The 18,924-nt window shown below is 67.8% G+C and carries 15 protein-coding genes and 1 tRNA gene; 11 read left to right on the top strand and 5 right to left on the bottom strand.

Going from position 1 to position 18,924, the window contains the following annotated elements; all coding sequences use genetic code 11:
• Window positions 1–128: 128 nt before the first annotated feature.
• The 8 genes from IE267_RS06480 (at window position 129) to IE267_RS06445 (ending at window position 9,613) form a co-directional block, all read left to right on the top strand.
• Entirely contained in the window at window positions 129–2,420 is a 2,292-nt protein-coding gene (locus IE267_RS06480) for an FdhF/YdeP family oxidoreductase (RefSeq protein ID WP_167153988.1), read from the top strand.
• 100 nt (window positions 2,421–2,520) lie between these two features.
• Entirely contained in the window at window positions 2,521–2,988 is a 468-nt protein-coding gene (locus IE267_RS06475; RefSeq protein ID WP_189762388.1) for a PaaI family thioesterase, read from the top strand.
• A gap of 128 nt (window positions 2,989–3,116) precedes the next feature.
• Window positions 3,117–3,578: a hypothetical protein gene (locus tag IE267_RS06470; RefSeq protein ID WP_189762387.1), complete on the top strand. Its 462-nt coding sequence runs from the start codon at window positions 3,117–3,119 to the stop codon at window positions 3,576–3,578.
• Window positions 3,579–3,989: 411 nt separating this feature from the next.
• Window positions 3,990–5,207: a branched-chain amino acid ABC transporter substrate-binding protein gene (locus IE267_RS06465; RefSeq protein ID WP_189762510.1), complete on the top strand. Its 1,218-nt coding sequence runs from the start codon at window positions 3,990–3,992 to the stop codon at window positions 5,205–5,207.
• A 98-nt stretch (window positions 5,208–5,305) separates the two neighbouring features.
• Complete coding sequence (locus IE267_RS06460; protein ID WP_167153982.1) at window positions 5,306–6,235, top strand: branched-chain amino acid ABC transporter permease; 930 nt, start codon at window positions 5,306–5,308, stop codon at window positions 6,233–6,235.
• A 5-nt stretch (window positions 6,236–6,240) separates the two neighbouring features.
• Window positions 6,241–8,034, top strand: a complete 1,794-nt coding sequence (locus IE267_RS06455; protein ID WP_189762386.1) for a branched-chain amino acid ABC transporter permease — start codon at window positions 6,241–6,243, stop codon at window positions 8,032–8,034.
• Window positions 8,031–8,900, top strand: coding sequence for an ABC transporter ATP-binding protein (locus tag IE267_RS06450; RefSeq protein ID WP_100574478.1), 870 nt, complete (start codon window positions 8,031–8,033; stop codon window positions 8,898–8,900). The genes IE267_RS06455 and IE267_RS06450 overlap by 4 nt, the downstream gene beginning before the upstream one ends.
• Window positions 8,897–9,613, top strand: a complete 717-nt coding sequence (locus tag IE267_RS06445; RefSeq protein WP_189762385.1) for an ABC transporter ATP-binding protein — start codon at window positions 8,897–8,899, stop codon at window positions 9,611–9,613. Before IE267_RS06450 ends, IE267_RS06445 begins: the two co-directional genes overlap by 4 nt.
• A gap of 90 nt (window positions 9,614–9,703) precedes the next feature.
• Here IE267_RS06445 and IE267_RS06440 read toward each other — a convergent pair whose 3' ends face one another.
• Window positions 9,704–10,357: an ANTAR domain-containing response regulator gene (locus IE267_RS06440; protein WP_189762384.1), complete on the bottom strand. Its 654-nt coding sequence runs from the start codon at window positions 10,355–10,357 to the stop codon at window positions 9,704–9,706.
• A 99-nt stretch (window positions 10,358–10,456) separates the two neighbouring features.
• Here IE267_RS06440 and IE267_RS06435 point away from each other — a divergent pair.
• Window positions 10,457–10,531: transfer RNA gene (locus IE267_RS06435), tRNA-Leu, on the top strand.
• A 110-nt stretch (window positions 10,532–10,641) separates the two neighbouring features.
• Complete coding sequence (locus IE267_RS06430) at window positions 10,642–11,427, top strand: transcriptional regulator (RefSeq protein ID WP_189762509.1); 786 nt, start codon at window positions 10,642–10,644, stop codon at window positions 11,425–11,427.
• A 69-nt stretch (window positions 11,428–11,496) separates the two neighbouring features.
• On the opposite strand, the gene pyk is transcribed toward IE267_RS06430, so the two are convergent.
• Window positions 11,497–12,933, bottom strand: coding sequence for a pyruvate kinase (gene pyk / locus IE267_RS06425; protein ID WP_189762383.1), 1,437 nt, complete (start codon window positions 12,931–12,933; stop codon window positions 11,497–11,499).
• Between the two features lie 154 nt (window positions 12,934–13,087).
• Entirely contained in the window at window positions 13,088–13,780 is a 693-nt protein-coding gene (locus tag IE267_RS06420) for an SIMPL domain-containing protein (protein WP_189762382.1), read from the bottom strand.
• Between the two features lie 179 nt (window positions 13,781–13,959).
• On the opposite strand from IE267_RS06420, the gene IE267_RS06415 reads away from it, so the two are divergent.
• Window positions 13,960–15,780: a bifunctional metallophosphatase/5'-nucleotidase gene (locus IE267_RS06415; protein ID WP_189762381.1), complete on the top strand. Its 1,821-nt coding sequence runs from the start codon at window positions 13,960–13,962 to the stop codon at window positions 15,778–15,780.
• 63 nt (window positions 15,781–15,843) lie between these two features.
• Here the strand turns inward: IE267_RS06415 and IE267_RS06410 are convergent, their stop codons facing one another.
• Window positions 15,844–17,253, bottom strand: a complete 1,410-nt coding sequence (locus tag IE267_RS06410; protein ID WP_189762380.1) for a lysine N(6)-hydroxylase/L-ornithine N(5)-oxygenase family protein — start codon at window positions 17,251–17,253, stop codon at window positions 15,844–15,846.
• Window positions 17,250–18,761 carry a pyridoxal phosphate-dependent decarboxylase family protein gene (locus IE267_RS06405; protein ID WP_189762379.1) on the bottom strand — a complete coding sequence of 504 codons (1,512 nt, stop codon included), beginning with the start codon at window positions 18,759–18,761 and terminating at the stop codon, window positions 17,250–17,252. Before IE267_RS06405 ends, IE267_RS06410 begins: the two co-directional genes overlap by 4 nt.
• Window positions 18,762–18,924: the final 163 nt, after the last annotated feature.

Here is an 18,924-nt window from a genome sequence, read left to right as displayed (position 1 = left end):
GGTGTACGCATCCCGCGGCGCGACGCCTGACCGCGAGGTGCCCGCACCACAGGTCCGCACGCCGTGCTCGCCCGCAGTGCCCGATCGGCACAGCCGCACGTCGTGTTCGCTCGAAGGGGAGCAGCGCCATGGCCAGCAAGCCGCCCACAGGTGATCCGGTCCAGGACGCGCCGCAGGTCGAGGCGCCCAAGCACGCGGCGGCCGGGCTGCCCGCGATCGGGCACACGCTGCTGATGGCGCAGCAGCAGATGGGGGTGCGGCGCACGGCGCAGACCTTGTTGAAGGTCAACCAGAAGAACGGGTTCGACTGCCCGGGCTGCGCCTGGCCGGAGGGCGACAAGCGGCACACGGCGGAGTTCTGCGAGAACGGCGCGAAGGCGGTGGCGGAGGAGGCGACGCTGCGCCGGGTGACGCCTGAGTTCTTCGCGGCGCATCCGCTGTCCGACCTCGCCGCCCGCAGTGGGTACTGGCTGGGCCAGCAGGGCCGTATCACGCAGCCGATGTACCTGCCGGAGGGCGGCGACCGGTACGAGGCGGTCACCTGGGAGCGGGCCTTCGAGATCATCGCCGAGGAGCTGACCGCGCTCGACTCCCCCGACGAGGCCCTCTTCTACACGTCGGGGCGCACGAGCAACGAGGCGGCGTTCCTGCTGCAGCTCTTCGCCCGCGAGTTCGGCACGAACAATCTGCCCGACTGTTCCAACATGTGTCACGAGTCGTCGGGTTCGGCGCTGACGGAGACCATCGGCATCGGCAAGGGCAGTGTGTCCCTGGAGGATCTGCACCGGGCGGATCTGATCGTGATCGCCGGGCAGAATCCGGGGACCAACCATCCTCGGATGCTGTCGGCGCTGGAGAAGGCGAAGTCGGCCGGCGCGAAGATCATTTCGGTGAATCCGCTGCCGGAGGCGGGACTTGAGAAGTTCAAGAATCCGCAGACGCCGCAGGGCATGATCAAGGGCGCCGCTCTCACCGATCTGTTCCTGCAGATCCGCATCGGCGGCGATCAGGCGCTGTTCCGTCTCCTCAACAAGCTGATCGTCGAGACGGAGGGCGCCGTCGACGAGCTGTTCGTACGCGAACACACCCATGGATTCGAGGAGTTCGAGGCCGCGGCCAAGGAGGCGGACTGGGACGCGACGCTCGAAGCGACCGGCCTGACCCGTACCGAGATCGAGCGGGCGCTCGCGATGGTGCTGGCCTCGCGGCGCACCATCGTGTGCTGGGCCATGGGTCTGACCCAGCACAAGCACTCGGTGCCGACGATCCGTGAGGTCGTCAACTTCCTTCTGCTGCGCGGCAACATCGGCCGTCCCGGCGCCGGGGTGTGCCCGGTGCGCGGCCATTCCAATGTGCAGGGCGACCGCACGATGGGCATCTTCGAGCGTCCCGCGCCCGCCTTCCTGGACGCGCTGGAGAAGGAGTTCGGCTTCGCGCCGCCCCGCCACCACGGCTATGACGTCGTACGGTCCATCGAGGCGCTGCGCGACGGACGGGCGAAGGTGTTCTTCGCGATGGGCGGCAACTTCGTGGCGGCCACGCCCGACACGGAGGTCACCGAGGCCGCCATGCGCCGGGCCTCGCTCACCGTGCACGTCTCCACGAAGCTGAACCGTTCGCACGCGGTCACCGGCCGCCGGGCGCTGATCCTGCCGACCCTTGGCCGCACCGACAAGGACGTACAGCACAGCGGCCGCCAGTTCGTGACCGTCGAGGACTCGATGGGCATGGTGCACGCCTCGCGCGGCAACCTCGCCCCGGCCAGTCCTCATCTGCTGTCGGAGCCGGCCATCGTGGTGCGGATGGCGCGGGCCACGCTCGGCGCGAGGTCGGCCGTCGACTGGGCGGAGTTCGAGCGGGACTACGCCACCGTCCGCGACCGCATCGCGCGGGTGGTGCCGGGCTTCGAGGACTTCAACGCCAAGGTCGCCCGCCCGGGCGGCTTCCAGCTCCCGCACGCCCCGCGCGACGAGCGGCGCTTCCCGACGGCCACCGGCAAGGCCAACTTCACGGCCGCGCCGGTGGAGGTGCCCGAGCTGCCCGAGGGCCGGCTGCTGCTGCAGACGCTGCGCTCGCACGACCAGTACAACACCACGATCTACGGCCTCGACGACCGCTACCGCGGCATCAAGGGCGGCCGCCGGGTGGTCCTGGTCAACCCCGAGGACGCGCGTCAACTGGGCCTGGCGGACGGGTCGTACACGGATCTGGTGAGCGAGTGGAAGGACGGGGTGGAGCGGCGGGCGCCGGGCTTCCGCGTCGTGCACTATCCGACGGCGCGAGGCTGCGCCGCCGCCTACTACCCGGAGACCAATGTGCTGGTGCCGCTGGGTTCGACGGCCGATGTCAGCAACACTCCGGCCAGCAAGTCGGTGGTCGTGCGGTTCGAGGCGGCGCTCGCGGCGGGGAATGAGAGCTGAGTCCTAAGCGTTTGCTCAGTCATCTGGTATGACGGTGCGGACACAGCCATGACGGGTGTGGATCAAGCACAGTGACCGCAGATGAACGGAGCCGGGGCCCATGGGCGAGCAGCGCAGCGTGAAGTTTCCGCAGGAAGTCGTCGAGGAGTACGCGGCCCTCGGCGTCGATCTGCACGCCATGTTCTCCGCCGGGCACCTGGGCACCCGGATGGGCGTGCAGATCGTGGAGGCCTCCGCCGAGAAGGTCGTGGGCACGATGCCCGTCGAGGGCAACACCCAGCCGTACGGGCTGCTGCACGGCGGCGCCTCGGCGGTGCTCGCCGAGACGCTCGGCTCGGTCGGTTCGATGCTGCACGGCGGGATCTCCAAGGTCGCCGTCGGTGTCGACCTGAACTGCACCCACCACCGCGGGGCGCGCAGCGGCCTGGTCACCGGGGTCGCCACCCCCGTGCACCGGGGGCGCTCCACGGCCACGTACGAGATCGTCATCACCGACGAGCAGGACCGGCGGGTGTGCACGGCCCGGCTGACCTGCCTGCTGCGGGACGCGGAGGGCCTCAAGGGCTGAGCCCTCGCCGCCCGCGCCCCGGAGTGGTCAATTCCGTTAGCGGGCGGGCGAGTTGAGGACGGCATGGCCGGTGAGTCGGGGACCCACCGGCCATTGTCACGCCGGGGGGCGCGTTCTAACGTCGAGTCATGAGGACCCGAGCGCGACCTTGGGCACGCGTACGGATCGCGCTGGTGTGCGCGCTCGCCGCCGCGGGAGGCCTCGCGGGATGCTCGTCCTCCGACGACGCCACACCGCACGTCGCGCCCTCCCCCACCGCATCGACCCCCAACTCGCCGTCACCGCACGCCACTTCACCGGCCGAGCTGTGCACCCATCTGATCACGTACTGGGCGAAGCAGGAGCTGGACGAGGGGCAGGGCTCGGGGCTCGACTACCAGGAGAAGGGCCTGTCCGACGGGCAGAACGCGATCCTCCTGACGACACTGACCGCGGCCCGCGCCGAGCGCGCGGCCCACGGCGCGGCCGCCGGTGACCGGCTCATCGAGCAGCGGGCGCAGCAGGGTTGCGCCGAGCGCTATCGCAACGGGACGCCCACGACCGACCCTTGGGCGCAGACGAAGCTGCCCACCCCGTCCGGGTCGCCGTAACACAGCGTAACGATCATCGGGGGCGCGGCGGGCGGGAACCGGCCCCGGGACAGCGCTCTCCCGGCCAGTGCCCGACTTCCGGACGCACCCCGGCCTGTCAGCAGCATGATCCCCTCAAGCCCCTTAGCGGAACTGGGCGTTCTCATCATGCGAGAAATCCCGCCGCCCCGAAATGTGCACATTGCCCGCACTGCACCACCAAGGTTTGGCCTTGGCATAACAAGAAAGTCACATCCTGTCCCGGCTGCTCCCCACCCCCCTCGGCTGCGCTTAGAGTCACGGCCAGTCACCGCGCCGCCGGGTGCGACTGCTGCACGGCCCTTACCGATCAGTACGGCCCGGCGACCGACACGGCACCTCACTCACGAGGAGGCCGCGCCAGGGAAAGGACCCATCGTGCGACACCGTTCCTTGCTCATCCTCACTACAGTGCTCACCACAGGTGCACTCACACTCACCGCCTGTGGTTCGCGCGACAAAAGCGGCGGCGACGACAGCAGCGGCAAGAAGCAGACCGTCGTCATCGGCGTAGACGCACCCCTCACGGGTGACCTGTCCGCCCTCGGCCTCGGCATCAAGAACTCCGCCGACCTCGCCGCCCAGACGGCGAACAAGCAGAACCTCGTCCCCGGCGTCGAGTTCAAGACCCAGCCGCTCGACGACCAGGCCCAGCCGTCCGTCGGCCAGCAGAACGCCACCAAGTTCATCGGCGACAAGACCGTCGTCGGCGTCGTCGGCCCCCTGAACTCCAGCGTCTCGCAGTCCATGCAGAAGCCGCTGAACGACGCCGGGCTCACCCAGATATCCCCCGCCAACACCGGCACCGAACTGACCCAGGGCGACGGCTGGAAGACCGGCAACAAGGTCCGCCCCTACAAGACCTTCTTCCGCACCGCCACCACCGACCAGATCCAGGGCGCCTTCGCCGCCAACTACCTGTTCAAGAACGCCAAGATCGACACGGTCTACCTCATCGACGACCAGAAGACCTACGGCGCCGGCCTCGCCGCGTCCTTCAAGGACACCTTCACCAAACTCGGCGGCAAGATCGTCGGCTCCGACCACATCAACCCCGACGACCGCGACTTCAACGCCATCGTCGCCAAGGTCAAGACCACCGGAGCCAAGGCCCTCTACTACGGCGGCGAATACCCCGCAGCCGGCCCCCTGAGCCAGCAGCTCAAGGACAGCGGCACCAACATCCCGCTCATGGGCGGCGACGGCATCTACAGCGCCGACTTCATCAAGCTCAACAAGAAGGCCAACGGCGACCTCGCCACCTCCGTCGGCAAGCCCGTCGAACAGCTCGACTCCGCCAAGAGCTTCATCGCCAACTACAAGACGGCCGGCTACAAGGACGCCTACGAGGCCTACGGGGGCGGCACCTACGACGCCACCTGGGCCATCATCCAGGCCGTCAAGGACGTCGTCACCGCCAACAGCGGCAAGCTCCCCAGCGGCGACCTGCGCGCCAAGGTCCTCGACGCCGTCGGCAAGGTCAAGTTCGACGGCGTCACCGGCCCCGTCTCCTTCGACCAGTACGGCGACACCACCAACACCATGATGACCGCCTACAAGGTCACCGACGGCGCCTGGAAGCCCGAGCTCAGCGAGGCCTACAAGCCGTAACCCGGCGACATCCCGCCACACGCACACAAGGACCGCGCGGGAGCGCCACCAGCGCTCCCGCGCGGTGCCATATCCGATCACTTCACGGAGGCCCCGCGGTGCACGAACTGCCGCAACAGCTGGCCAATGGACTCATCCTCGGCGCGATGTACGGACTGATCGCGATCGGCTACACGATGGTCTACGGCATTGTCCAGCTCATCAACTTCGCCCACGGCGAGATATTCATGGTCGGGGGCTTCGGGGCTCTCACCGTCTTCCTCGCACTCCCCTCAGGCTTCTCCCTCCTCGCCGCCATCCCCCTCATGATCATCGGCGGCGTCATCGTCTCCGTACTCGTCGCCACCGCCGCCGAACGCTTCGCCTACCGGCCCCTGCGCAACGCGCCCCGCCTGGCCCCCCTCATCACCGCCATCGGCCTCTCCCTCGCCCTCCAGCAGGCCGTATGGAAGTGGTACCCCGACGCCAAGAAGGACCGCTCCTTCCCCCAGTTCGACGGTGCCCCCTTCCACGTCCTCGGCGCCAACATCCAGCGCGGCGACCTCTTCATCCTCATCGCCGCCCCCGTCTGCATGATCGCCCTCGGGTTCTACGTCACCAAGACCCGCACCGGCCGCGGCATGCAGGCCACCGCCCAGGACCCCGACACCGCCAAACTCATGGGCATCAACACCGACCGCATCATCGTCATGGCCTTCGCCATCGGCGCCGCGTTCGCCGCCATCGCCGCCGTCGGCTACGGCCTCCACAACGGCCAAGTCGGCTTCCGCATGGGCTTCATCATGGGCCTCAAAGCCTTCACCGCAGCCGTACTCGGCGGCATCGGCAACATCTACGGAGCCATGCTCGGCGGCATCGTCCTCGGCCTCGCCGAAGCCCTCGCCGTCGGCTACGTCGGCAACATCCCCAGCATGGAACTCTTCGGCGGCGGCGCCTGGAAGGACGTATGGGCCTTCGTCCTGCTCATCGTCGTCCTCCTCGTGCGACCCCAAGGGTTGCTCGGCGAACGCGTCGCGGACAGGGCGTGAACACCATGACCACCAACACCACCCACCGCGACAGCGGCACCCCGCTCATCCCGCTGCCCACCAGCCTCGCCCGGCACACCGTCACCGCCGGCGCCGCCATCGCCCTCATCGGCACCTTCATGGCCTGGACCTGGACCAGCGACTTCCCCGGCGACCTCACCGTCGACGGCTACCCCGGCGGCCTCCAACTCCTCACCCTCACCGCCGCCGCCCTCACCCTCCTCTTCGCCCTCTCCGCCTACGGCGTCCCAGGACTACGCTGGCTCACCCCCGCAGGCACCAACGCCCCCCTGCGCCTCCTCGCCCTCGCCACCTTCGGCACCACCGGCTACACCCTCGGCGCCATATCCGACGAACTCGGCGGCATCGTCAACCTCGAACCCGGCGCCTACATCTCCGGCATCGGCGCCCTCATCGCCCTCATCGCCGCCTTCGCCCTCCCCGGCGACACCCCCGGCACCGACACCACCGGCGACAACACCTGGCGACGCATCCGCCATACCCTCGCCGCCCCCAGCCCCCGCCCCGCCACAAACATCCCCGACTGGGCCGGCATCCTCATCATCGTCGCCGCCTTCGCCATCGGCCTCTACGTCTTCGCCTACGGCATCGACACCGCCTACACCGAACTGTTCATCGGCTTCCTCATCACCGCCGGCTTCACCTTCGCCGCCCTCACCCAAGCAGGCCTCCTCACCCGCCTCTCCGCACTCACCGCACAACACCGCACCGTCACCCTCAGCGCCGCCTTCGTCGCCGCGATCTGCTTCCCCTTCACCCAATCCAGCGACGAATACGCCCTCATCGGCGCCAACATCCTCATCTTCGCCACCGTCGCCCTCGGCCTCAACGTCGTCGTCGGCCTCGCCGGCCTCCTCGACCTCGGCTACGTCGCCTTCCTCGGCGTCGGCGCCTACGCCGCAGCCCTCGTCTCCGGCGCAAGCACCTCCAGCCTCGGCGTCCACTTCCCCTTCTGGGCCGCCATCCTCGTCGGCGCCGGCGCATCCCTCGTCTTCGGCGTCCTCATCGGCGCCCCCACCCTGCGCCTACGCGGCGACTACCTCGCCATCGTCACCCTCGGCTTCGGCGAGATCTTCCGCATCACCATGAACAACCTCAACGGGAACAGCGGACCCAACGTCACCAACGGCTCCCGCGGCATCCCCGCCATCCCCGACATCACCATCTTCGGATGGGACCTCGGCATCAGCCACGACATCGCCGGCTTCACCCTCGGCAAACCCGGCAACTACTACCTGCTGATGCTCGTCATCACCCTCGTCGTCGTCACCGTCTTCCGCCGCAGCGCCGACAGCCGCATCGGCCGCGCCTGGGTCGCCATCCGCGAAGACGAAACCGCCGCCACCGCCATGGGCATCAACGGCTTCCGCGTCAAACTCATCGCCTTCGCACTCGGCGCCACCCTCGCCGGACTCGCCGGCACCGTACAAGGCCACCTCACCAGCACCGTCACCCCCGAGCAGTACCAATTCGCCGGCTCCGTACCCCCCAACTCCGCCTTCCTCCTCGCCGCCGTCATCCTCGGCGGCATGGGAACCATGAGCGGACCCCTCATCGGCGCAGCCCTCCTCTACCTCATCCCGGCCAAACTCCAATTCATGCAGGACTACCAGCTCCTCCTCTTCGGAGTAGCCCTCATCGTCCTCATGCGCCTGCGCCCCGAAGGCATCATCGCCGACCGCAGGAAAAAGCTCGAATTCCACGAGACCGGCCAACTCGACACACCCGAAACAAGCCTCACCGACACACCCGTCGGCGTCACCAAGGCGGGGGCGTGACCAGCATGACCACCACACCCAACACCGTCCTCCACGCCAGCGGCGTCACCATGCGATTCGGCGGCCTCACCGCCGTACGAAACGTCGACCTCACCGTCAACAGCGGCGAAATCATCGGCCTCATCGGACCCAACGGCGCAGGCAAAACCACCTTCTTCAACTGCCTCACCGGCCTGTACGTCCCCACCGAAGGAAAAGTCACCTACAAAGGCACCGTCCTACCCCCCAAACCCCACCTCGTCACCCAAGCCGGCGTCGCCCGCACCTTCCAGAACATCCGCCTCTTCCCCAACATGACCGTCCTGGAAAACGTCCTCGTCGGCCGCCACACCCGCACCAAAGAAGGCCTCTGGTCCGCACTCCTGCGCCTCCCCGGATTCAAAAAAGCAGAAAACGCATCCCGCGAACGCGCCATGGAACTCCTGGAATTCACAGGACTCGCCGACAAAGCCGACCACCTCTCCCGCAACCTCCCCTACGGCGAACAACGCAAACTCGAAATCGCCCGAGCCCTCGCCAGCGAACCCGGACTCCTCCTCCTCGACGAGCCCACCGCCGGCATGAACCCCCAAGAAACCCGCGCCGCCGAAGAACTCATCTTCGCCATCCGCGACCAAGGCATCGCCGTCCTCGTCATCGAGCACGACATGCGCTTCATCATGAACCTCTGCGACCGCGTCTCCGTCCTCGTCCAAGGCGAAAAACTCGTCGAAGGCACCCCCGACATCGTCCAAGCCGACGAACGCGTCATCGCCGCCTACCTCGGCACCCCCTTCGAAGGCGCCCCCGGAGACGAAGAACTCGCCGAAGTAGAAGCCGCCGAAACGGCGCAGAGCACCACCAGCACCGAGGGAGACACCCAGTGACCGCACTCCTCGAAGTCGAGGACCTCCGGGTCGCCTACGGCAAAATCGAAGCCGTAAAAGGCATCTCCTTCAGCGTCGAAGCAGGACAAGTCGTCACCCTCATCGGCACCAACGGCGCCGGAAAAACCACCACCCTGCGCACCCTCTCCGGCCTCCTCGAACCCCTCGCCGGAACCATAAAATTCGACGGCAAACCCCTCAAAAACGTCCCCGCACACAAAATCGTCGCCCTCGGAATGGCCCACTCCCCCGAAGGCCGCCACATCTTCCCCCGCATGACCATCGAGGACAACCTCCGCCTCGGCGCCTACCTCCGCGACGACAAAACCGGCATCGAAAAAGACATCCAACGCGCCTACGACCTCTTCCCCATCCTCGGAGAACGCCGCAAACAAGCAGCCGGCACCCTCTCCGGCGGCGAACAACAAATGCTCGCCATGGGCCGCGCCCTCATGTCCCAGCCCAAACTCCTCATGCTCGACGAACCCTCCATGGGCCTCTCCCCGATCATGATGCAGAAAATCATGGCCACCATCACCGAACTCAAAGCCCAAGGCACCACCATCCTGCTCGTCGAACAGAACGCCCAAGCCGCGCTCTCCCTCGCCGACCAGGGCCACGTCATGGAAATCGGCAAAATCGTCCTCTCCGGCACCGGACAAGACCTCCTCCACGACGAATCAGTCCGCAAGGCCTACCTCGGCGAAGACTGAACCCCGCACCACACAAAAGCGGCCCGCACCCGGAACTGCCTCCGGATGCGGGCCCTTTGCGTGCGCGTCGAATTGCGTGCGCGTCGGGAACTACTCCCCCTTGGCCGCCTTCTTCTCCTCGGCGTCCTCAATAACCGCCTCGGCCACCTGCTGCATCGACATCCGACGATCCATCGACGTCTTCTGAATCCAACGGAACGCCGCCGGCTCCGACAACCCGTACTGCGTCTGCAACACCGACTTCGCCCGGTCCACCAGCTTGCGCGTCTCCAGACGCTGCGAAAGGTCCGCGACCTCCCGCTCCAGCGCCCTCAACTCCGTGAACCGCGACACCGCCATCTCGATCGCCGGCACCACATCACTCTTCGAGAACGGCTTCACCAGATACGCCATCGCACCGGCGTCCCGCGCCCGCTCCACCAGATCCCGCTGGCTGAACGCCGTCAGCATCAACACCGGAGCGATCGACTCCTTCGCGATCAACTCCGCCGCGGAGATCCCGTCCAACACCGGCATCTTCACATCCAGGATCACCAGATCCGGCTGGTGCTCCCGGGCCAGCTCGACGGCCTTCTGCCCGTCACCGGCCTCGCCGACGACCGCGTAGCCCTCTTCTTCGAGCATCTCCTTGAGGTCGAGACGAATGAGGGCCTCGTCCTCGGCGATGACGACGCGAGTCGTCATCGGCGGGACGTGCGTCGCGTCGTCGTCTGCGGTGGGCTGGGGCGACTCGGGGGCGGTCACGGGGGCTCCTCGTTTTAAGGCAAGTACTGCTTCCCCTGAGCGTACCTAGCTGCGGTATGGTGGGGGCACGCAGGGTCATCATGCACCTTGCTTTCCAAGGCCCCAGTACTCCAACTGGTCAGAGAGGCCGCTCTCAAACAGCGGACAGTGTGGGTTCGAATCCCACCTGGGGCACTTTTCCTTCCTTTCGAAGGTCACCGGCAAAAACGTGATCTTCACTCGCCCGTGTGAATTCACACCTTTCCGGGCGCTCAAATGGAGTGCACCTCGCCAAGCTCGTACGCATGTACGGAAGCGACGTCCGAAAGCGCGCCCTCGCCCTGGTGGCCAGCGGCTACAGCCTGAACTCCGTCAGCAAGCAGACCGGCATATCCCGCGCGGCGATCCGCGCCTGGCAGACCCGTATCGAGCCGCTCCCCCGCCTGCTGGGCAATGCCAACCCGTGCCCAAGATGCCGCCCTGACACGGGCGTTCCGGACGACGCTGCCGCGTATGCCTATCTCCTCGGTCTCTACCTCGGCGATGGCTGCATCAGCGCGCACCCGCGCGGCGTCGGCCACTACCTGCGCATCGCGTGCGCCGACGCGTGGCCGGGTCTCATCGAGGCGTGCCGGACCGCGATCAAGGCCGTACGACCGGAGAGCGGCGTGTACAAACTGCAGAGGCAGGGGTACGTGTCCGTGACCAGTTACGACCGCCACTGGCCCTGCCTGTTTCCTCAGCACGGCCCGGGCAAGAAGCACGAGCGGCGCATCGCCCTCGAACCCTGGCAGCAGGCCATGGTCAACGCTCACCCCTGGGATTTCATCCGCGGGCTCGTCCACTCCGACGGCTGCCGGATCGTCAACTGGACCGAGAAGCTCGTCGGCGGTGAACGGAAGCGCTACGAGTACCCGCGGTACTTCTTCACCAACACGTCCACCGACATCGTGAGCCTGTTCACCGGCGCCCTCGACCGTGCCGGTGTGGAGTGGCGGTCCGCGCGCCGGGGTGGAGGCGCCCAGAACATCTCCATCGCCCGTAAGGCATCCGTCGCCCTCATGGACCAGCACATAGGCCCCAAGTACTGAGCCACGTAAGAAGCCAAGGAAACCCAGGGGCCCCCTGCAAGGGGTGGGGCAAGGGGCCGTGGCCCAGGGTTACTTGGGGCTGTCGTCCTCGCCGATGTGGTGGACGCGGACCAGGTTCGTGGAGCCCGCGACGCCCGGCGGGGAGCCCGCCGTGATGACGACGACGTCGCCCTTCTGGCAGCGGCCGACCTTCAGGAGCATCTCGTCGACCTGCGCCACCATCTCGTCGGTGGATTCGACGTGCGGTCCGAGGAACGTCTCCACGCCCCAGGTGAGGTTGAGCTGGGAGCGGGTGGCCGGCACGGGGGTGAAGGCGAGGAGCGGGATCGGGGAGCGGTAGCGGGAGAGGCGTTTGACGGTGTCGCCGGACTGGGTGAAGGCGACGAGGAATTTGGCGCCGAGGAAGTCGCCCATTTCGGCGGCGGCTCGGGCGACGGCGCCGCCTTGGGTGCGGGGTTTGTTGCGGTCGGTGAGGGGCGGGAGTCCCTTGGCGAGGACGTCTTCTTCTGCTGCTTCGACGATGCGGCCCATCGTTTTGACGGTTTCGATGGGGTATTTGCCGACGCTGGTTTCGCCGGAGAGCATGACGGCGTCGGTGCCGTCGATGACGGCGTTGGCGACGTCGCTGGCTTCGGCCCTGGTGGGGCGGGAGTTGTCGATCATCGAGTCGAGCATTTGGGTGGCGACGATGACGGGTTTGGCGTTGCGCTTGGCGAGTTTGATGGCGCGTTTTTGGACGATGGGGACTTGTTCGAGGGGCATTTCGACGCCGAGGTCGCCGCGGGCGACCATGATGCCGTCGAAGGCGGCGACGATGTCGTCGATGTTGTCGACGGCTTGGGGTTTTTCGATTTTGGCGATGACGGGGAGGCGTCGGCCTTCTTCGTCCATGATGCGGTGGACGTCGTGGATGTCCTGGCCGCTGCGGACGAAGGAGAGGGCGATGATGTCGGCGCCGGTGCGCAGGGCCCAGCGGAGGTCTTCTTGGTCTTTGTCGGAGAGGGCGGGGACGGAGACGGCTACGCCGGGGAGGTTGAGGCCTTTGTGGTCGGAGACCATGCCTCCTTCGATGACGAGGGTGTGGACGTGGGGGCCGTCGACGCGGGTGACTTCGAGGGCGACTTTGCCGTCGTCGACGAGGATGCGTTCGCCGGTGGTGACGTCGGTGGCGAGGCCTTGGTAGGTGGTGCCGCAGTGGTGGCGGTCGCCTTGGGTGTCGGGTTCGACGGTGATGGTGAATTCGTCGCCGCGTTCAAGGAGTACGGGGCCTTCGGTGAAGCGGCCGAGGCGGATCTTCGGGCCTTGAAGGTCGGCGAGGATGCCGATGTTGTGGCCGGTGTCTTCGGCGGCTTGGCGGACGTGGTGGTAGCGCTGTTCGTGTTCGGCGTAGGTGCCGTGGCTGAGGTTGAAGCGGGCTACGTCCATTCCGGCTTCGACCAGGGCTTTGATCTGGTCGTATGTGTCGGTGGCGGGGCCCAGGGTGCAGACGATTTTGGCTCGGCGCATGGTTCGAGCCTAGGGCTTACCGGTGGGTAGGGATTTGGGCTTGGGTTACTGCTCAACAACCTTTGCGTGAAGGGTGGTTGACAAGTGTTGAATTGTGCGCGGGGGCGCTCCGATGAGCGTGTCGGGGCGCCCGGCGGGTGTTCGTGGTGGGGTCTCAGAGCTTGGGCGGGGTCATGATGAAGCGGGCGTTGACGCGGGCGTGGACGGATTGGCGTTGGGGTTCGAGGTCGAGGGTGGGGGCGGGTTCTGCGGCGCCGGGGGCGGCGGCGCGGAAGGCCATGCCGCCGGCGGCGGGGCGCCCGTAGGGGGTGGGGTGGTCGGCGCCGGGGTCGGAGAGTTCGACGAGGGCGGCGAGGGTGGCGCCGAGGGCGTCGGCGTATTCGCGGGCGCGTACGACGGCTTGTTGGACGGCGCGGCGGCGTACTTCGCTGTGGGCGGGTGAGTCGTGGCGCAGGGACCACCAGGGGCCGTCGACGCGGGTGAGTTCGAGGTCGGCGAGGCGGGTGGTGAGTTCGCCGAGGGTGGTGAAGTCGGTGAGTTCGGCGTTGATGTGGACGGTGCCGTGGTAGGTGCGGACGCGTTCGCCGCGGCCGTGGCGGGTGAGTTCGGGGGTGAGGGTGAAGGTGCCGGTTTCGAGTTTTTCGATGGTGTCTCCGTAGCTTTTGATGAGGTCGATGACGTGGGTGTTGCGGCGGGTGAGGTCGTCGAGGGTGGCGCGGCGGTCGGTGCCTCGGGTGGTGATGGTGATGGTGATGCCGGCGATTTCGGGGTCGACTTCGAGGTGGGCTTCGCCGTGGACGGCGAGGCGTGGCTGTTCGGGGGTGCCGTAGGGCTGGGTGTCGGTCATGGGTCCACTGTGGCATCGGTGGGCGTGGTCGGGTGGGGGCTTGCTGTCGGGGTCCGGTCATCAGATCGCAACCTGCGGGGGGTGTTGCGGGTGGCTGGTTCTGGGTCAGAATCCCTGGGTCTACGCGCGTCACGGTCCGCACAACTTCCGCGCGTGTCATACGACTTCAGGGAGAGAGCATGCCGTTGAACCGCAGGACGTTCTTGGGTACTACGGCCGCGGCCGGGGCCGGTGTGGCCGTGGCGGGGAGTGTGGTGTCGCCCGCCGAGGCGGCGCCCCGGACTCGGGATCTGGGCCACGGGCACGGGCGTGAGCCGAAGCGGTACGCGTTCTCGGTGATGGGCACGACGGATCTGCACGGTCATGTCTTCAACTGGGACTACTTCACGGACGCGGAGTACGACGACGCGGCGCACAACGACGTGGGTCTGGCGAAGATCTCGACGCTGGTGGATCAGGTCCGTAAGGAGAAGGGCCGTCACAACACGCTGTTGATCGATGCGGGTGACATCATCCAGGGCACGCAGCTGTCGTACTACTACGCGCGGGTCGAGCCGATCACGGGTTCGGGCGGCAAGCGGGGTCCCGAGCATCCGATGGCGCTGGCGATGAATCACATGCGCTATGACGCTGCGGCGCTCGGCAATCACGAGTTCAACTACGGGATTCCGACCCTGCGGGCGTTCCAGGACCAGTTGGACTTTCCGCTGCTGGGTGCGAACGCGCTGGACGCGAAGACGTTGAAGCCGGCGTTTCCTCCGTACACGGTGCGGCGGTTGAAGGTGCCGCACGGTCCGGATGTGAAGGTGGGCATCCTGGGGCTGACGAATCCGGGGATCGCGATCTGGGACAAGGCGAACGTGCAGGGGAAGATGACGTTCCCGGGTCTGGTGGAGCAGGCGAAGATCTATGTGCCGAAGTTGCGGGCGCTGGGTTGTGACGTGGTGATCTGTACGGATCACTCGGGTCTGGACGGGGGCACGTCGTACGGGGACGCGTTGCCGTATCCGGAGAACGCGTCGTCGTTGGTGGCGGAGCAGGTGCCGGGCATCGACGCGATCCTGGTGGGTCACACGCACAAGGAGGTGGCGTCGCGGACGGTGGTGAACAAGGAGACCGGCAGGTCCGTGGTGCTCTCCGAGCCGTACATGTGGGGCATGCGGCTGAGTGTCTTCGACTTCGCGCTGGAGTTCGTGCGGGGCCGCTGGCACGTGACGTCGGTGACGGCTGATGTGCGGAACGCGAACGCGGTGGCCGAGGACCCGGTGGTGAAGCGTCTGGTGAAGGCGGAGCACGACAAGGTCGTGGCGTATGTGAACCAGGTGGTGGGCACGAACGCGGCGGAGATGCGGTCGACGGAGGCCCCGTACAAGGACGTGCCGATCATCGATCTGATCAACCGTATTCAGGCGGACACGGTGAAGGCGGCGCTGGCGTCGTCGGAGTACGCCGCGTTGCCGGTGCTGTCGCAGGCGGCGTGTTTCTCGCGGACCGCGGTGATCCCTGCGGGGAAGGTCACGATCAAGGACGTCGCGGGTCTGTATGTGTACGAGAACACGTTGGAGGCGCGGCTTTTGACGGGGGCTCAGGTGCGGGCGTATCTGGAGTTCTCGGCGAACTACTACGTGCAGACGACGGGTGCGGTGGACCCCGCCAGGATCACCAACGCGAACAACACGCCGGACTACAACTATGACGTGGTGGGTGGTGTGTCGTACGAGGTCGACATCGCGCAGCCGGCCGGTTCGCGGGTGTCGAAGGTGATGTTCGACGGGAAGCCGTTGGACGACAAGGCGCAGTTCGTGCTGGCGGTGAACAATTACCGGGCCAATGGTGGCGGTAATTTCCCGGGGGTGGCCACCGCCAAGCAGCTGTGGGCGAACTCCGATGAGATCCGTAACACGATGATCGCGTGGGCGAAGGCGAAGGGTGTCATCGATCAGGCGGAGTTCGCTTCGGTGGACTGGAAGCTGACGCAGAACGGTGTGCCCGTGTTCTGAGCTGTGTTCTGGGCCGTGTTCCGAGCCGTGCCTGGGCCTTGCGGCCCCGGTTCTGACGGTTCGTCACGGCTGTTCGACGAGTGGGATCAGGCCCTCCGGTTGCTGTTTGACCGGGCGGGCCTGGTTCTTTTTGTCGAGGCCGAAGGTGGTGAAGGCGGTGCGGGCCGGCTGGGGGTAGGGCTCTTTGCCGGTGAGGGAGTTGAGGATGGTGGCGCTGCGCCAGGCGGCGAGGCCGAGGTCGGGTGCGCCGACGCCGTGGGTGTGCCGTTCGGCGTTCTGGACGTAGACGTTGCCGGTGACGGAGGCGTCGAGGACGAGTTTGAACTCGGCGTCGATGCGGGGGCGTTCGGCGTTGTCGTAGCGCATGTAGGGGTCGAGTCCGGCGAGCATGCGGCCGAGGGGGCGTTCGCGGTAGCCGGTGGCGAGGACGACGGCGTCGGTGGTGATGCGGTCGCGTACGCCTTGCTGGGTGTGTTCGAGGTGGAGTTCGACCTTGGTGGTGGCGACGCGGCCCGCGGTGCGTACCGAGACCCCGGGGGTCATGGTGATGTCGGGCCAGCCGCCGTGCTGGGTGCGGCGGTAGAGCTCGTCGTGGATGGCGGCCATGGTGTCGGCGTCGATGCCCTTGTGGAGCTGCCATTGGCGGGGCAGGAGCTGGTCGCGTACGGGTTCGGTGAGGGCGTGGAAGTAGCGGGTGTAGTCGGGGGTGAAGTGTTCGAGGCCGAGCTTGGAGTACTCCATGGGCGCGAACGCTTCGGTGCGGGTGAGCCAGGCGATCTTTTCGGCGCCCGCGGGGCGGTTGCGCAGGAGGTCGAGGAAGACTTCGGCGCCGGACTGGCCCGAGCCGATGACGGTGATGTGCTCGGCGGTGAGCAGTCGGGCGCGGTGGTCGAGGTAGTCGGCGGAGTGGATGACGGGGACGGTGGGGGCGTCGGCGAGGGGTTTGAGGGGTTCGGGGACGTGGGGCTGGGTGCCGACGCCGACGGCGAGGTGGCGGGCGTAGGAGCGGCCGAGTGCTTCGGCTTCGCCGTGGAGGTCGAGCTGGGTGAAGTCGATCTCGAACAGGGCGCGTTCGGGGTTCCAGCGGACGGCGTCGACTTGGTGGGAGAAGTGGAGGTCGGTGAGGTTTTCGCTGACCCAGCGGCAGTAGGCGTCGTATTCGGTGCGCTGGATGTGGAACTTTTCGGCGAAGTAGAACGGGAAGAGCCGTTCGCGGTGCTTGAGGTAGTTGAGGAAGGTCCAGGGGTTGGCGGGGTCGGCGAGGGTGACGAGGTCGGCGAGGAAGGGGACTTGGAGGGAGGCGCCTTCGATGAGGAGGCCGGGGTGCCAGTGGAAGGCGGGGCGTTGTTCGTAGAAGGCGGTGTCGAGTCCGCCGGGTACGCCCTGGGCGAGGGCGGCGAGGGAGAGGTTGAAGGGGCCGATGCCGATGCCGACGAGGTCGTGGGGTTGGTCTTCGGGGGTGGGGGTGGTCATCGGGGGCTGCCTTTCGTGGGGGGTGGGGTGGTGGCGCGGGGTGTGGTGGCGCTGAGGGTGGTGTCGAGGAGGGTGTGCAGGTCGTGGGGGGTGAGGTGGGGGTTGAGGAGGGTGGCTTTGAGCCAGAGGCGGCCGCGGGCGTGGGCGCGGCCGAGGACGGCGGTGCCGTTGGCGAGGAGGGTGCGGCGGATGTGGGCGACGGCGTGGTCGTCGGCGTCGCGGGGGCGGAAGAGGACGGTGGAGATGGTGGGGTGTTCGTAGAGCTCCAACTGGTGGTGCTGGTCGATGAGTTGGGCCAGCTGGGTGGCGTGGGCGCAGACGTGGTCGACGAGGTGGGCGAGGCCGTCGCGGCCGAGCGCCCGTAGGGTGACGGCGATTTTGAGGGCGTCGGGGCGGCGGGTGGTGCGCAGGGAGCGGCCGAGGAGGTCGGGCAGGCCCGCTTCGGTGTCGTCGTCGGCGTTGAGGTAGTCGGCGCGGTGTCCGAGCGGGGCGAGGCGGCTGGGGTCGGCGACGGCGAGGAGGCCGGCGGCGACGGGCTGCCAGCCGAGTTTGTGCAGGTCGAGGGTGACGGTGTGGGCGTGTTCCAGGCCGGCGAGCCGGGGCCGGTGGCGGTCGCTGAACAGGAGGGGCCCGCCGTAGGCGGCGTCGACGTGGAGCTCGGCGTGGTGGGTGGCGCACAGGTCGGCGATGGCGGGCAGCGGGTCGATGGCTCCGGTGTCGGTGGTGCCGGCGGTGGCGACGACGAGGGTGGGCCGTGACCGCTGGGCGGTGAGGGCGGCGTCGAGGGCGGCGAGGTCGGTGGTGCCGGTGGGGGCGGGCACGACGACGGGGTCGGGCAGGCCGAGGAGCCAGGCGGCGCGGTGGATGGAGTGGTGGGTGTGGGCGCCGCACACGATCTGGACGGGTCCGTGGTGTTCGCGGGCGAGGAGCAGGGCGAGCTGGTTGGACTCGGTGCCGCCGGTGGTGACGAGTGCGTCGCCGGTGGGGCCGGGGGTGCCGCTCGTGGTGGGCGCGCCGCCGCCGTGGGGCCAGATCTCCTGGGCGAGGCTCCGGGTGAGGAGCGCTTCGAGCGCGGAGGCGGCGGGTGCCTGGTCCCAGGAGTCCATGGAGGGGTTGAGGGCGCCGGCGGCGAGGTCGGCGGCGGTGGCGAGGGCGAGCGGCGGGGTGTGGAGGTGGGCCGCGCAGTGGGGTTCGGCGGGGTCGGCGGAGCCTTCGGCGAGGGTGCGTACGAGGGTGGTGAGGGCTTCTTCGGCGCCGGTGCCGTGGGCGGGGATGAGGGTGGCGGGGGGTTTTGGGCCGCCGGCGCCTTGGGCTGGGAACGGAGTGCCGGGGGTGGGGAACGTGGTGGCGGCGGCGTGGATGCGCTGGGCGACGGATTCGGGGCCGCCGGGGGGCAGGGGGCCGCCCCGGGACTTCGCCCCTTGGTGGAGGGCGTCGAGTACGACGTCGATCAGCGGGCGCAGGGCCGCGGGCCCTGCGGTGCCTCCGGCGAGGGGCGGCCTTTGCATGGGGTTCCTTCGGGGGTGCGGGCAGCGACTTCACCAGCGTGGTCCTGGTTCGGCCGGTGAAGCCGCCGTGCACAACGATCTCAACCCGAAAGTGGTACTGCCTTGCGGTGGGGGCGAGTTGGGGAGGGCGGTTGCTGGTATGGCCCGTGGCCCGTCTCCTCAA

The organism is Streptomyces xanthochromogenes (assembly GCF_014650455.1).
In the GTDB taxonomy this organism is placed as follows: domain Bacteria; phylum Actinomycetota; class Actinomycetes; order Streptomycetales; family Streptomycetaceae; genus Streptomyces; species Streptomyces xanthochromogenes.
The sequence above is the reverse complement of the archived record's forward strand: the minus strand, read 5'-3'. Positions and strand labels throughout refer to the sequence as shown.